Origin of the sequence: Fulvivirga aurantia (genome assembly GCF_009711475.1) — a bacterium.
GTDB lineage: Bacteria > Bacteroidota > Bacteroidia > Cytophagales > Cyclobacteriaceae > Fulvivirga > Fulvivirga aurantia.
In genome coordinates this window covers 1-14,392 of the sequence record NZ_SMMD01000904.1, presented here as the reverse complement: position 1 = coordinate 14,392, position 14,392 = coordinate 1, and the positions used below count along the sequence as shown (strand labels likewise).

Below are 14,392 nucleotides of genomic sequence, written 5' to 3'. Positions count from 1 at the left end.
AACTCCCCGGCTCATAGTCGGGGAGTTTTTTTATTTGTACAGTTCCTTGGCCTTTTCTTTCAAAATTTCCAATATCAGATCTATAGTGTCGAGGTGTGTTCTAAAGGCGAGTATGGCAAGTCTTAGCGTGAAGACACCGTCAATAGTGGTTGATGAAATAAATATCCGACCATCATCATGAATAGCTTTGACTAAGGCCTCATTGAAATCATTTGCATCTGTGCCTGGAGGCACGAATCTAAAGGTAACAATCGATAGTTCAGGGGCGGGCCCAACTTCCACATGCTCCATTTTTTGTAGCGCTTCATAGGCATACCTGGCAAGTAGCAATTTTTCTTCAAGACATGCTCGAAATGGCCTCACGCCATGCAGCATAAGCGGCAACCACATACGCAGCCCTCTGAAGTGTTTTGTGAGCTCCGGAGATACATCGGCAGGGGAAATCTCACCTTGTTGCACTACTATATCCTGCATGTAACTGGCAAAATAGCTAAAGGATTTCCGCATCAATTCACCATTTTTTACCAAAACTACTCCTACACCAAACGGCAGAAATAAGCCTTTATGAGGGTCTAAAACCATGGAGTCTGAACGCTCTATTCCGCTAAATTTCTTTCTGCCTTCATTGGTAAGCATGAAAAAACCACCGTACGCTGCATCCACATGAAACCAGGCCTTATACTTATCCGCCAGATCAGCTATTTCATCGATTGGGTCAATGGCACCGGTATCAGTAGTACCGGCAGATGCTATCATCATAAATGGTTTAAGTCCTTTTTTGACGTCTTCACTAACCTGCTCTTCTAAAGACTGTATGTTTAATCTATACTGATCATCGAGGTCAATTGTACGCACTACGCATTCCCTTAAACCTGCAATATGCAGTGCTTTATCGATACAGTGATGCGCTTGTTTCGAAAGGTATATGACGTGTTCTGGTACGTTGGCGCCCTTAATATTATACGCATCTCTGGCTGTTACAATGGCAGTAAGGTTGGCTATACTCCCACCTGAGGCTAAATTGCCATAAGTGGTGTCGGGATATCCTACCATATCGCGCATCCAATTGAGCAGGTGATTTTCCAGGCGCACACCTCCCGGACTGGCAAAGTAAACCCCCGCATAAGAATTTGTGATATCAGCCCAATAATCGCCAAGTGACGAACTATAAATACCTCCACCGGGGATGTATCCCAGGTGACCTCCGGAAGATCCTGTAATGCCGGTTTTATCGATATTATCAGTAATTAGCCTAACCGATTGCTCTATTCCAATGGGCTCATCAGCGATCGGATAGTCCATTATTTCTTTACCATTTACTTTTGAGAAATAGGTGGGCGACTTTTCAAAATCATGGATATTATTCAAAAATTTCTCCGTCTCCTTTACAACAGCATCTCTGATTTTCGCACGCTCTTTCTGGTCTGGCTCCAGAGCTGCAGACTGCTGCTGAAGACTTTCTATTTTATCTCTCATAGTACTAATTTGTGTGTATATTAACCCACTCACAAGTATTTCGTTATGAATGGTTTTATCATCTTCGTTGTAGCAGTTCTTACCTTACAAGTCGTGCTATTTTTTGTCATTAGAAAAAAGAAAAGGCAAGAAAAAGAGAATAGTGTGATCGAAAAATATAATATTAAATCATCATCAGATGCTTTCAGGTTGATACAGGACCAATCCATCCCCGAAGAAGACAGACAAGAGATAGAAAGGCTGTATAAAGGTGGCTGACAGCATACCTTTTTGATGGATAAATTTTTTGCTCATAACCATTAGAATATGTTGATTATGTGTTTAACTAAAGCTAAGGCCCATCAAAACTCCGCTTATATCATTTTTTAAACATTATTATTACTCTTCTATAGGCACCTTCATGCAAAACCATTAGCTTCGTGGTTTTATTAATTTTCAAATGAGGTATTTTTTAAGCATTTCACTTCTCTTTTTGGCTCATCTGGCATTGGGACAAGAAGATTTTACAACACCACTTCCGGAAGGATTTATCCCTACCGACTTTACTCAACGATCGTCCTTCAAATACAACATGGACGTTTCTACGATTTCAAAAGACGATCAGCGCTTTGAGAGAAAGAGTAAAAAGAAATTTTACCTTACCAGTAATTTTGGTATCGATGAGTTTTTACATAGCGGTAAAGTTCTATTCAACGATCCCATTACTTCCTACTTAAACTCAGTACTCTACGAAGTACTTAAAGAGGATCAGGAGACATTTCAGAAGCTTCGTCTCTATGCTGTAAAATCACCCATTCCAAATGCATTTGCTACGAACAACGGAATGATATTCATCAACCTTGGTTTGCTGTCAAAGCTTGAAAATGAGGCTCAGTTAGCTTTCATCCTCTCTCACGAAATCATTCACTATAAAAATAAGCATGTTGTAAATCGCTATGTAACCAATGCAGAAATTACGCGAGGAAAAGGTGAGTACAATAAATTTTCGCAAGACCAACAGCATATTGCGAGGAGCTCATTTAGCAAAGAATTAGAGTTAGAAGCCGATACCGAAGGCTTGTCTATTTTTAATAATACCCGGTACAAGAAGGATTCTATTCAACAGATTTTTGATATACTGCTTACCGCTGATCAATTGCTACTGCAGAGAGAGTTTACTTACAGTTTTTTAGAAGATGGCCGATATAATTTCCCTACGAAATACAAGCTGGAAGATATCGAAATATACTCTGCTAACGAAAATTATAATGACGAAAAAAGCACTCACCCTAATAGTGGAACCAGAAAATCTAACATTTTATCTCTATTGAGTAATTCCGGGCAGAGTGGTAAAGAGTTTATTATTTCTGAAAGCAAATTTTATGAAGTTAAGGCACTGGCTACACAAGAGCTATGCAGGCAATATTTACTGACTCATCAGTTTGCAGAGGCACTTTATCTTGCCTATGATTTGCTCGACACTTACCCCAATTCACTGTATTTAAAAAAGACAATTGCCAAAGCATTGTATGGGCACGCTGTAAATAAAGATTCCGAAGAGGAGACAGAAAACGAACCAGTAATTGTCTCAGCAAGCCTGCAAAAAATTAACTACCTGCTCGAAGAGTTATCTCTAGAGGATCGACTCGTATTGGCTTTAAAAAATACATATGAGCTCTACCATGAAAACCCAAATGATGAAGAGCTTAAGCTAATGACTCAAGATCTTGTAGACCGTCTAAAAAGCGAGGACAAAAACATTGAAAATAAGTTATTTAATAAAGAGGGTCATTTCAACAGCCATGCATTTGATGCCATTACCGGTAAAGAAGAATTACGAAAGTCATTTAAAACACGAGCAAAGAAGCCTACATCACGCAAAAGATCAAGAAAAAAGAAAAAGCCAGCAAAAATCAATAAAACCCTAGTCATCAATCCGCTATACATCAAGATTGATGAGCGAAAGAAAAACGCTGTGCGGTTTGCTGATAGCGAAGATGTACTAGTCGGCATGACTGCAAAAGTGCATAAGGCCTCACAACGCCTGAAGATGAAAAACGCTTACATCAATACAAACAGCATAAATAGAAATGACATAGAGGAGTTTCGTAATCATGCAGTGGTAAACGAGTGGCTATCAGAAAAATTTATGGCCAGTGACTCGTCTAAAATAAGTCCTATACACAATGAATTAAAGGCAGTGATAGATTCGTATGGTGTAAACCACATCACATGGATGGGTGCCGTCTCAGTAACTCAAAAAGTAAAGGGTAAAGGAATTCTTATTGGCACCGCGATTCTTATGCCTGTTTTAGCCCCGATAAGTATTGTGGGTCTATTCACTCCTGATAGAGATACTATTTATTTATCGCTCACCTTTAATGCAGATACAGAGAGGGTGGTAAGTGCTGATGTAAGAAAAATGAACCTTAAGGACAGCGAGTCTCTGCTTCAATCCAATATCTATTACAGCCTGTTCAAGTTAAAACACGGTAAATAATGAAAGTAACATCTCTTATAATCATCGGTTTATTGAGCTTTTGCTCATTAGTAAGTGCGCAGGTACCCGGTTTTATGGGCAAACGGGTATCTATTTTTCTGGATGCCAATCTAACCCCTGCATTATTTAATCAGAATATCAATAATGCCATCACGTTTGACTTTGAAGATATCGCAAGGACTCAAAATATAAACAAGTTGGCTTTTAATTATCGCCCACAGCTCACTTTTGAGTATTTAATACACAGAGACGTAGCGATTGGTTTAAATTATAGTTTATTAAAAACAGGAACGGTTAGAAATCATGAACAAGCCAATGAGGTCAACTTTGATGTCATAAAAGGTAACTCAATCGGCTTAAACCTTCGTGTTTATAAATTTAAAGAGTCAGCCTCTGTCGCTCCCATCGGTATGTTTCAAAACTTTAGAATAGAGTATGTTACTGTAAACAGCTATGATGACAAAAGCTCTAAAGAAACCCTTTTTGTTAATGACTTTCAGCATTTTGTGTTTACGTATGGTATTGGTAAACAACATGTAATTGCCAATAACTTTTTATTTAAATATGGTATCGAGTTTGGCTATGCGGCTGTTCCTACCAACTACCTCGATGACACCGCAGATTGGACAGAGCAGGAAAATGCCGGATATAATGTACACGGCAGTCTTTTAGGCTATTATTTGATGAGTGTAAAACTCGGCTTTGGATCTCTGCTATTTTAAATTTTAAACATGTCTACCTTGAAACACATATTTACAATTCTTGCTATTATACTCACACTTACGAGCTGCCTTGAAGAGCAAGACAATCCGTTGAAAGAAGGGTTCTATGCCCCTACATGTACAGATGGTATTCTAAATCAGGATGAAGAAGAGATTGACTGTGGTGGAAAATGTGATCCCTGCCCAGAGCCTGTGATTGCGCCATGCGCTTCGTCTCTACAGGATAATTATATAAGCACCACTTACGATGAACTAGACTTGCTCACTGTGCTTTGTCAAGAATCTTATAGAGGAGGCTTTAAAGTAACTGGTAATTCTACAGGAGGTGATTTTTCAATTTCTTTTTCTGATGATCAATTACCGGATGAAGACAAAGACTATCAATTAAGAAGTCAATTAGACTATTATAACTCAGAAGTTGCTACTCTTGAAATCGTTTATCCCTTCTCAGGGAGTTATGATTCATATGCTGGCGATTTATATGTAACACATAATGATGGTCAGGTTTTGCTTGAGTTTTGTAGTGTCTCTTTACGTAATAGGCAGTTTGATATAACTGCTAGTGGACGGGTAATATGTGATTAGAGCACTTTCTCATAAGGCTCATAGGCTCTTCTAAATTTAAAAAGAGCCTCTTTTTCTGTGCTAATCAGTAGATTGTATTAAATTCGGATTGGCGATAGTACTAGCACCATGAGAAAGACCCTTAAAAACTCAATGATAGGTATGAATACTGATTTCACCTATCGCGGAGAAGAACAAACCAGAATAGAAACCTTTAGTGATGCAGTTTTTGCTTTAGCTGTTACTTTATTGGTTTTATCATCTACAGTACCCAACACGTTTGATCAGCTCGTGGCATCTTTTCAAGACCTGGTACCTTTTGCCATCTGTATTACTTTGCTTACGCTTATCTGGTACCAGCATTATATCTTTTTTATCAGGTATGGTTTTAGGGACGTAAAAATTGTGGCTATCAATACCATCCTACTTTTTCTGGTGCTCACTTACGTGTATCCTCTCAAATTTTTATTTAAGGTGCTTTTTCAACTTCAGTATGGACTTATCACAGGCAATAATCAGATGATTCAAGAACTATTTACCAAAATCTTGCCCAGCGAAGATACCACGAGTCTCATGGCCATCTATGGATTTGGGGCAGCTGGCGTTTTTCTCATCCTGGCCTGGATGTACAAAGTAGCGATCAACCGTAAGGAAGGACTTCAGCTAAGTGAATTAGAGCTTTTTCATACCAAAACTAGTTTTTATAACAATTTATTTATGGCCGCTGTTCCAGTCTTATCTGCGCTCATCGCACTGCTAAATATAGGTGGAGATCGATTTTCATTTATGCTATCAGGCTTTAGTTATTGGCTATATATCTTTGTAATGCCAATATTTCACAGAATTAGGGAGAAACGCAGGAAAAAGAAATTTGCCATTGCATGAAATTACCATATACTCTAGGGCTTATGCTAGTCCTGATTATGAGTGTTGCTCACAGTCAGGAGAAAAAAATAGAACGAGAAAGTAGAGTAAAGCTTAAAGAAACTCCAAAAGACATGCAAAGTGTGCTCATGCCCTTTGTATCTGAAGCCAAAAAATTAAAGTACTATCAGGAGTATGACGGAAAAAGAATTACCTATGAAGCCAAGGTAATTTTACACAAAAGACATTTTAGCATTGAATTTTCTGAAGAGGGAAAATTAGAAGATGTTGAAGTGATCTATTGCTTTACAGAGCTGCCCCAGGACACGCAAGATGCTATTGTGGACTACCTCATGCAATACGCCAACTTTAAAATAAAGAAAACCCAGAAGCAGTTTACAGATATTAATAAAAGTGACTCCGGTGTAATTCAAGGGGCAATAGAAAATGACAATACCCTCACCATAAAATACGAACTGGTGATTTCCATTAAAGAATCAGTACATTGGGCTTCCTTTGAGTTACTTTTCGATAGAAACGGCAAACTTTTAGAAAAAAAAGAAATGGCCAATCGTTCTGAAGATCATTTGCTGTACTAATGAGACTGGTCTTTATAATTTTTCTTTTGGCACATAATATAGCTTCTCTGGCTCAAAACAGAGAAACTCAGTTTGTATGGGAGGCCGAAACCGCAGCAGATTATAAAATTTCATCGTCCTGGTCAACAAACACTTCTATCGGTAAACGTAGCATTTGGTACTCAGAAGAAAACTCTTCATTGTCTGGAGAATTGCGCTTCATCGAAGTGAATCAGTTTGCGACATACAAAGTTAACATTGATACTAAGGTGTCTTTCGGTTATAAGTATAGAAAGACTGAACCCTTTGAGTCAACTGATGAGCGAGAGCATCGCACCACTCAGCAAATCTCTACCACACACTACGACAGGGCACTAAGGCTGGCCAGTAGGTTACGTACTGAGCAGCGGTTTAGGAATGACTCTTTTGAGCATCGATATCGATATAGAATTGCAGGAGACCTGCCTCTCTCAGGTCAGGAGCTTAACACCCGTGAGTTTTATGTTACAGTGACTGAAGAGATTCTGCTATCTTATGAGAGCGGTGATCATGCCTGGGACAATAGGCTTGGCGTTGTGCTCGGTTACACTTTGAGGAAGGCAAAAGTACAGTTTGGTATCACTTACCGTTTAGAAGACCTCAATCGCAATACCAACGACTTTGTTTTTATTTCGACCGGTGCATATCTGAGTCTTAACTAATCACCAGCCGTAGCTTCCTTCAATTCCTTTAAAAGGTCCGACAATATCTTTTGTGACCCAACCTCCGTAAAAGTTTCCCGGCTGTGGTTCTACCACTTCTCCATCAATCAAACATTTGTCCATTTTATGGGCGTAAAATGCCACATAACCTTTTATTTCCTTAAATCTTGGTGTTGGATTATTATAATACCAGGCCGCATCTTCAGCCATTTTATCTTTTACACTTACATGATAATAACTGCCTTCACCTTTCCACTCACAATAAGTCGTGCGGTCTGAGGCAACCAAATATTGCTGCTCTATATCAAGCATTGGCATATAGTAAACGGGAGGGTGACTAGTTTCCAAAACCCTGTAAGCCTTGTTTGTGCTAACTATCCGTTGTCCGTTAAAGAATATTTCAATATGCTTATTAAATTTCTCCAACTTTGGTGGCCGCGGATAATCCCAGACTGACTCCTGCCCGGGTTTTGGTTTTATAGGTTTTGGCTTCATATAAAAAGAACAATGCCTATTGGTTATAGTTTTAATACTATGACGAGGAAAGATGATAGTGAATATATTGAAATGGCCATCACTCAGGCGAAGAAAGGTAATACTCCTTTTGGTGCTGTTTTGGTTAACACCAATGGTGAGTTTGTTGAAGCCTACAATACGGCTAAAAATGATGGACCAACAGCTCATGCAGAGATCAATGCAATACGTAAAATCGACCAACTAAAGTTTGAAAAAGCCCAGGACTTAACTTTATACAGTACCGTAGAGCCATGCCCGATGTGTATGACAGCTATCATCTGGGCCGGAATAGGTACAGTAGTCTACGGTGCTACGATTGAAGATGCTGCTGAGTTTGGTAATCAGATCGATATAAAGGCGAAAGACATTGCTAAAAAATCATGGTATCAATTGGAAGTAAAAGAAGGCGTAAGTAGGAATAAATGCACAAAACTGTTTACACATGAAAATTGATAAAAGGCCAATATTCGATTTCCTGCAAAAGCTGCAGCAAAACAATAGTAAAGCCTGGATGGATGAAAATCGGGGAGAGTATCATCATGCGAAAGCAATATTTGTGGAGGTTATTGACGAGATTATTTGTCAGGTGAAATTAGTTGATCCTGACTTTATTCCGATTACAGCGAAGAAATCGGTGTTGAGGATCAATCAGAATTTAATGTATCATCCGGATCGCCCACCATATAAAGACTATTTTGGGGCTAGTATCATCAAACAGGAGGGTAAAGCCGACTTCTACTTGCATGTAAGTCCGCAGGAGTGCTTTATTGCCGGGGGTTTTTATCACCCTTCAAACGAAATACTTGGTTACATCAGGCAGGAAGTAGATTATGAGGCTGATCGATTTTTATCTATTATCAACGAAGATCAATTCAAGGAATATTTTGGTGAATTGATGCAGGAAGACCGGCTGAAGACTTCACCAAAAGGCTACAGTACTGACAACCATATGATCGAATATATTAGGCTTAAAAGTTTTGTGGTTTCTCACCCCATTTCAAGTAATGAGTTTCTAAACGAAAATTATGTGGAAAAAGCCGTTAGTCTCTACAAAACAATGATGCCATTTAGACGATTTTTGGATCAGTCGCTAATGGAGTTTAGAGAAGCTCAGTAATTACATCACCTATCACTACTGAGCAACAGTATTTAGTTTTTCTACTAATTGAGGGTTTAGCATTAAATATATAAAGCCTGTAATACTCCCTACAATCATAAGTGCAATTGTACCGATAGCTAGTGCCAAAAAACCTTTAATGAAATTCCATATAGCATTTCCTTTGTAAAATCGAGCACAGACATACGCAATAAAGCTGTAGGAGATGGGTGTCATGTAAAGAATTACATGCTCTACATCAAAGAATTTATAGAGTAAAACTCCCACAATAGTGAAAGTGGCTGTAAGACCCTGGGCATAAAAGATAAGGACTGCTGTTTCTATGAAATTGTATTTCTTATTCTTAAAAATCAGCCACAAACCAAAAGCATAAAATGGCATCATGACAAAGGCCATTACCTTAAAGTTGCTGAAAATGGATTGACCTATTTGATTCTGAAATTCTTTCTGACTTGCAGTACCTGAAAAGACATTGTTTACGTCTTTAGTTACTTCCAACATATCCACGCCAAGTAGCGAGTAGAGCAAAATCAGGATTGTCATCATCAAAAAGAAAAAGCCCACAGGGCCCATATATCTCACCTTAATACCACGATGCATAGAAGTAATTACTTCTTCAGGTGCGAGCAACATATCGCGCAGTGTCCGATAAAACATATTATCAAAACCCAACCACCTGCGTTGAAGGTCAGCAAAAAGATATTTCCACTCTAATCGATGGAGTTGTTGGTTTTGACCACAATTGCTACAATAATTCCCCGTAGCACTTTGCTCACAGTAAGGACAGGTAGATACGACTTCAGACATTGACAAAAATTTCTCACAAAATATATGATGATTTTATTCGATCAAATAAAAAGTTGAGTTTTCCTTTTCACTTACTTCAAAGTACGAGCCGCGCGATACCCATATGCAGCATTTCTTGGCCCGCCTGACCAGGCCCCATATAGTCGGTAGGCTATTGGACTGTACGGATTGAAGTTGGAAATATGAGCCTTTCCGTAATAGCCACCTCCACGGTAGCCATAGCCAAAGGATTCGCCATAGCCGCTGGGCCAATGCTCAACATTGGCCATACCGTAGTAACTTATATTACCATCACCATGCTGGCCATCGAAACTACGACCCACCGAGTCTCCCACAGTAATTACTTTCTCCCACATACTACCGCCTAAGTCCATTACCCAATAGTGAGAAGCACCAAATTCTCCTCTATTATTTTCGTTAAGCATCGACTCGTCATATCCCTCCGGCATTTCCATGCGATGGGTCTTAGCATTTATCCTCCGCAGCATCTTTGCATCATCTGTAGTATTCCAAGGCATTTCATGTGCCTGAGGTTTTCCTGTACCTCGTGCAGCTTTGGTATATTCTAACTCGGTGTAGGGCCTTAGGGCGGCCCAATCGGTAAAAGCCATCATATCATCCCAATGCCAAAAAACCATACGTTCACTAGGTGATTTGGCTACAAAATGATCGCCTTCCAGCACAATGGTGCCACCAACAGTAGCGTACTCAGGAGTTCCTCCAATATACCTCACAGAGGCCATTTGACTACTGAGTGTATTGAGGAAATCAGCATAAATGCCTTGGGAGACTTCATATTTCATCAGGTAAAAACCGCCTACGCCTTTAGGAAATGCAGCGGGAATAGGCCCTTTCTGGTCGCCCTGGTAAATGGCATCTTCTGCCTGGTAGTATAAGCTACCTTTATTTGGGCCAACATTTATCGGTTCATTTTCTTTCTCAACTTTGAACAGTCCCGACACCTCACCATTGTCATCTGATGCGTAAAAAGCTCCATATTTAAGTGCAGCCTCATCCGGATCACCCAGCGTAAAACTCCCCTCTGGGATATAGACCATTTCGATACCATATCCTTCGATGGTCACATTATTTAGATAATTGACATACCGCTCATTAAGACGAGCCGTATCTAAGGCAATAAATAGCCTGTAGGAAAGTTCGCCTCTGTAAGTATCGGACGGGCTCACCATTATACCTGTGCCATCTTGAGCCACTTGCAATTGAGCATCCGGTGTTGCTGCTCTGGACTTCCAGTTTTGTTGGGCACTACCAGGAGCAAGATAAGCATGTCTTGAGCCCCCATTTTTAGAAACAAACTTGAAGAAAACCCATGCAGCATCATGATTCCTGTCATTATGCCAACTGTTTTTCCAGCTGATAGTGACATTAATACCGCGGATAAATTCAGGGTCATCTGAGTGAACATATTCAACCTGACTTACCTGGATGTCGGTGGCATGGGTTATTGATACTAGTGAAATGAAGAAAAATAACATTTTAAGTTTTTTCATGACCTTGAAGAGTTTGTTGCTGTTATAATTTAGTGAGAAATATTTTATTGATCTTCCTTTAGAGAATCAATAGGGTTAGCTTGTGCTGCCTTAATGGTGATCCAGCTTACCGCCAGCCAGGCTACAGCCAATGTGCCTATTGCCGTGATCACAAAAATGACAGGGTTGATAGTGATAGCATAAGCAAAGCCTGCAAGCCATTGAGAAATACCACAATAAGCAAATGGGGTTGCTACCAATAAGCTTATAACTACCAGAAGCACATATTCTTTACTAAACTGTTTGAGTATTTGGAAAACAGAGGCCCCAAGCACTTTGCGAATGCCCAATTCCTTACGCTTAAGGGACGTCAGGAATGCTGATAAGGCTACCAATCCCACCACAGCTAAAAGGACAGCCACAGCACTCAGGTATATAGAAAGTTGTGCCACTCGTTGTTCTTTTTCATACAGTTTTTTGAGGTTGTCAGACTGAAACTGATAGCTCATAGGCGTATTAACTTCCAATCCATCGTAAGCGGCCTGAATCTCCTGCATGAGCTCAGTAATCTGGCCGGTTTCAAAGTGAATGATCGCTCTTGGAGTCCATTCAGGGTTTTTTACTATCGTGAGAAAGTAAGGCTCTACTTTTTCTCTCAAAGAAAATAAGTTGATGTCATTAAAAAATCCATCGATAGTTTTGGGAAAACCAACGGTTCCATCTTCCTGCGTATACTCAGGCTCCTCAATAATCTGTTTGCCTATCAGCGCCCCTCTTTCTAGCTTGTTTTGTCTGGCCAGTGCTTTGGCTGCTGTTTCATTAATCAAATAAAATTCTTCCGGAGATTCCGGATCATCAAGTTGCGCATTCACAGTGGTGGTAAGGCCATAGGCTTTCACAGCATCATAATCCATATAAATGCTGGTGGCGTCATCAAAAACTTCAGTGGTATTTTCCAGCTTGTAGGTAAGTTGGTTAAATGGGTTTCTTCCTAAAAAAGATCCCGTACCCACAGCTTTGATGGCAGGTAATTGAGTTACTTGCTGCTTAAACTGTGGGTATTTTTCTGAAGGTAGGTCTACATACAGAATACCTTCAGATCTATAACCGAGATCTTTCTGATCGATAAATGTGATTTGTTGATTGATGAAGTAAGTGACACTAACAAGCCCGATCAACAGTGCAAATTGAAATGCAATGAGCATTTTTCTTACAGAAAATCCTCTTGTTTTGGCTTTGATGGCTCCTTGGGTAAATAGGTCCTGTATTTTTCTACCTGATAAATAAAATGCAGGATAGATGCCAGCCAACACACCAATCAATAAAGCTGTAAATAATAAAAGTAATAAGTACTTAAACTCTAAGAATTGATTGGTAAGTGACACCTGCATAAAATCATTAAAAACAGGTAAAATCAACTGCAATAAAATAAGCACTACGGGTGTGACTGCCAGCGCCATGATAATGGCTTCCATTAAAAACTGTATGGTCACACTTTTGCGTGCAGCACCCATCACTTTTCTCATACCAATCTCGCGATTGCGACCGGCATTCATGGCAATGGATAAGTTTGTGTAGTTGGTGATAGTTATGAGCAATATAACGAGACCTATGAGACCAAAAGCATATAAATACCGGATATCGCCAGGCGGTTTGATCTCATAAAGTAAGTTGGAGTTGAGGTGTATGGAAGTGATTGGCTGAAATAAGAGCCCGGCAAAAATCTCACTTTCCGCTAAGCGTGGATTGATCTTGTCCATGTTTTGATCGGCTCTTTCTTTCACCATAGCTACGTCTGCAGTTGGTTCCAATTGTACATAAGTGCGGGTGCCCCAGAAAGTGATGCGTTTGTCGTGCAATAAAATATTAAACTCAAAATGCGATTGGCTCGGTACATCTTCGATTACACCAGCCACAATGTATGTGCTGTCTTCTACTTTAAGTGTGGATGATAAGATGTCCTGCGTCTGCCAATCTTCACCAAAAAGTTTTTGTGCTGTCGTTGAGGTTAGCACTGCCTGGCCATAGTTTTGAGCTGCCGTTGCCTTGCTGCCTTGTATGAAAGAAAAGTCAAACATGTCGAAAAATGACTCGCATGTGTTTGTACTTAATATTTTACCCACTGGAAGCTTTTTGGCGCCTGTTTCCACAAAGGCTTCTGCGTCAAATATGAAGAACTGAGCTGCATCGAGGATCCCTGCAGTGTTTTTAAGTCCATTGATTTGGGAAAGCTGCTTTTCAGACGAAGTCCTGAAGTAATCTTCAAACCCCACCATGCTGTAACCTTGGGAGCGATAGTTTTGACCAACCCGATAAATTTGATCGGCTTTGGTGTGAAATTCATCAAAAGTCGTCTTGTAAGAAATGTACAAATACACCAGCGCGACACTCATAATACCTAATACCAGACCAATAAGGTTGATGGTAGTGTAGGCAGATTTTCGCATGAAATTGCGACCTGCTATTTTTAGATAATTGGGCAAAAGATAGATTAAGTCAAATCGTCTTTTCCAGGGTGGTGTCTGCTTCCAGGAGGTGTTAGCCTGAAAATATTCATCTGCCACCAATTCAGGGTTTATTACTGTCTTTTCAGCAGCAAGCTTAAAAGATTCTGATTCGCTAAGGCCTTCAGCCAGGTAGTCGTCATATCGGTCTAATAAGTTAGACTCAATCTCCTCAATGTAGCCAGGCTCGAGACCCTGCTGCTTTCTAAGTGACTTACGCCATTGAGCGAGGGAATTTTGTAGGTTAAAGCTTTCCATGTCAGCCTAATTCTAATTGAGGGCTGCCTGCCCATAAAGTTACAAGTGCTTCATTTACATTGAGCCATTGCTTCTTTTCGGCTGTCTGTGCCTCCACACCAAGTGGAGTAAGTTCGTAATATTTGCGCTTCCGACCGTTTTCCAGTTTTACCCACTCCGATCTTATGAGTCCGTCCTTTTCCATGCGATGCAAGACAGGATATAGCATGGCATCTGTCCATTCTAACTCACCACCAGAGAGCTTCTCTACATTTTTAATAATCTGGTAGCCATAGCTTTTACCGTGAGAAAGTAGTGATAAAATAAGCGGCTTAGA

The 14,392-nt window shown here is 39.9% G+C and carries 15 protein-coding genes; 9 read left to right on the top strand and 6 right to left on the bottom strand.

Going from position 1 to position 14,392, the window contains the following annotated elements:
- Positions 1-30: 30 nt before the first annotated feature.
- Complete coding sequence (locus E1176_RS15990) at positions 31-1,476, bottom strand: pyridoxal phosphate-dependent decarboxylase family protein (protein WP_155211865.1); 1,446 nt, start codon at positions 1,474-1,476, stop codon at positions 31-33.
- Between the two features lie 45 nt (positions 1,477-1,521).
- On the opposite strand from E1176_RS15990, the gene E1176_RS15985 reads away from it, so the two are divergent.
- The 7 genes from E1176_RS15985 to E1176_RS15955 all read left to right on the top strand — a co-directional run bounded on the left by E1176_RS15985 (position 1,522) and on the right by E1176_RS15955 (position 7,384).
- On the top strand, positions 1,522-1,734 hold the full coding sequence (locus E1176_RS15985) for a hypothetical protein (protein ID WP_155211863.1): 213 nt from the start codon (positions 1,522-1,524) through the stop codon (positions 1,732-1,734).
- A 181-nt stretch (positions 1,735-1,915) separates the two neighbouring features.
- Positions 1,916-3,955, top strand: a complete 2,040-nt coding sequence (locus E1176_RS15980) for a M48 family metallopeptidase (protein ID WP_155211861.1) — start codon at positions 1,916-1,918, stop codon at positions 3,953-3,955.
- Positions 3,955-4,677: a hypothetical protein gene (locus E1176_RS15975; RefSeq protein ID WP_155211859.1), complete on the top strand. Its 723-nt coding sequence runs from the start codon at positions 3,955-3,957 to the stop codon at positions 4,675-4,677. The genes E1176_RS15980 and E1176_RS15975 overlap by 1 nt, the downstream gene beginning before the upstream one ends.
- Positions 4,678-4,686: 9 nt before the next feature.
- On the top strand, positions 4,687-5,262 hold the full coding sequence (locus E1176_RS15970; protein WP_155211857.1) for a hypothetical protein: 576 nt from the start codon (positions 4,687-4,689) through the stop codon (positions 5,260-5,262).
- Positions 5,263-5,370: 108 nt separating this feature from the next.
- Positions 5,371-6,126: a TMEM175 family protein gene (locus tag E1176_RS15965; protein WP_155211855.1), complete on the top strand. Its 756-nt coding sequence runs from the start codon at positions 5,371-5,373 to the stop codon at positions 6,124-6,126.
- Entirely contained in the window at positions 6,123-6,704 is a 582-nt protein-coding gene (locus E1176_RS15960) for a hypothetical protein (protein ID WP_155211854.1), read from the top strand. Before E1176_RS15965 ends, E1176_RS15960 begins: the two co-directional genes overlap by 4 nt.
- A gap of 26 nt (positions 6,705-6,730) precedes the next feature.
- Positions 6,731-7,384: a DUF2490 domain-containing protein gene (locus tag E1176_RS15955; protein WP_185152841.1), complete on the top strand. Its 654-nt coding sequence runs from the start codon at positions 6,731-6,733 to the stop codon at positions 7,382-7,384.
- Here E1176_RS15955 and E1176_RS15950 read toward each other — a convergent pair whose 3' ends face one another.
- Entirely contained in the window at positions 7,385-7,879 is a 495-nt protein-coding gene (locus tag E1176_RS15950) for a DUF427 domain-containing protein (RefSeq protein WP_155211850.1), read from the bottom strand. It abuts the gene before it with no gap.
- Positions 7,880-7,918: 39 nt separating this feature from the next.
- On the opposite strand from E1176_RS15950, the gene E1176_RS15945 reads away from it, so the two are divergent.
- Complete coding sequence (locus E1176_RS15945) at positions 7,919-8,353, top strand: nucleoside deaminase (protein ID WP_155211848.1); 435 nt, start codon at positions 7,919-7,921, stop codon at positions 8,351-8,353.
- Positions 8,343-9,017 (top strand): DUF2461 domain-containing protein, encoded by a 675-nt coding sequence (locus tag E1176_RS15940; RefSeq protein WP_155211846.1) that lies wholly within the window; start codon positions 8,343-8,345, stop codon positions 9,015-9,017. The genes E1176_RS15945 and E1176_RS15940 overlap by 11 nt, the downstream gene beginning before the upstream one ends.
- A gap of 15 nt (positions 9,018-9,032) precedes the next feature.
- Here E1176_RS15940 and E1176_RS15935 read toward each other — a convergent pair whose 3' ends face one another.
- The 4 genes from E1176_RS15935 to E1176_RS15920 all read right to left on the bottom strand — a co-directional run.
- Positions 9,033-9,824 carry a DUF3667 domain-containing protein gene (locus E1176_RS15935; RefSeq protein WP_155211845.1) on the bottom strand — a complete coding sequence of 264 codons (792 nt, stop codon included), beginning with the start codon at positions 9,822-9,824 and terminating at the stop codon, positions 9,033-9,035.
- A gap of 71 nt (positions 9,825-9,895) precedes the next feature.
- Positions 9,896-11,335, bottom strand: coding sequence for an SUMF1/EgtB/PvdO family nonheme iron enzyme (locus E1176_RS15930; protein WP_155211843.1), 1,440 nt, complete (start codon positions 11,333-11,335; stop codon positions 9,896-9,898).
- 44 nt (positions 11,336-11,379) lie between these two features.
- Positions 11,380-14,076, bottom strand: coding sequence for an FtsX-like permease family protein (locus E1176_RS15925; RefSeq protein ID WP_155211841.1), 2,697 nt, complete (start codon positions 14,074-14,076; stop codon positions 11,380-11,382).
- A gap of 1 nt (position 14,077) precedes the next feature.
- The coding region (locus tag E1176_RS15920) for a PadR family transcriptional regulator (protein WP_155211839.1) at positions 14,078-14,392 on the bottom strand (315 nt) is incomplete at its 5' end.

Coding starts and splice junctions, on each gene's coding strand:
- E1176_RS15990 (WP_155211865.1), bottom strand. CDS start 1,476: ATGAGAGATAAAATAGAAAGTCTTCAGCAGCAGTCTGCAGCTCTGGAG.
- E1176_RS15985 (WP_155211863.1), top strand. CDS start 1,522: ATGAATGGTTTTATCATCTTCGTTGTAGCAGTTCTTACCTTACAAGTC.
- E1176_RS15980 (WP_155211861.1), top strand. CDS start 1,916: ATGAGGTATTTTTTAAGCATTTCACTTCTCTTTTTGGCTCATCTGGCA.
- E1176_RS15975 (WP_155211859.1), top strand. CDS start 3,955: ATGAAAGTAACATCTCTTATAATCATCGGTTTATTGAGCTTTTGCTCA.
- E1176_RS15970 (WP_155211857.1), top strand. CDS start 4,687: ATGTCTACCTTGAAACACATATTTACAATTCTTGCTATTATACTCACA.
- E1176_RS15965 (WP_155211855.1), top strand. CDS start 5,371: ATGAGAAAGACCCTTAAAAACTCAATGATAGGTATGAATACTGATTTC.
- E1176_RS15960 (WP_155211854.1), top strand. CDS start 6,123: ATGAAATTACCATATACTCTAGGGCTTATGCTAGTCCTGATTATGAGT.
- E1176_RS15950 (WP_155211850.1), bottom strand. CDS start 7,879: ATGAAGCCAAAACCTATAAAACCAAAACCCGGGCAGGAGTCAGTCTGG.
- E1176_RS15945 (WP_155211848.1), top strand. CDS start 7,919: ATGACGAGGAAAGATGATAGTGAATATATTGAAATGGCCATCACTCAG.
- E1176_RS15940 (WP_155211846.1), top strand. CDS start 8,343: ATGAAAATTGATAAAAGGCCAATATTCGATTTCCTGCAAAAGCTGCAG.
- E1176_RS15935 (WP_155211845.1), bottom strand. CDS start 9,824: ATGTCTGAAGTCGTATCTACCTGTCCTTACTGTGAGCAAAGTGCTACG.
- E1176_RS15930 (WP_155211843.1), bottom strand. CDS start 11,335: ATGAAAAAACTTAAAATGTTATTTTTCTTCATTTCACTAGTATCAATA.
- E1176_RS15925 (WP_155211841.1), bottom strand. CDS start 14,076: ATGGAAAGCTTTAACCTACAAAATTCCCTCGCTCAATGGCGTAAGTCA.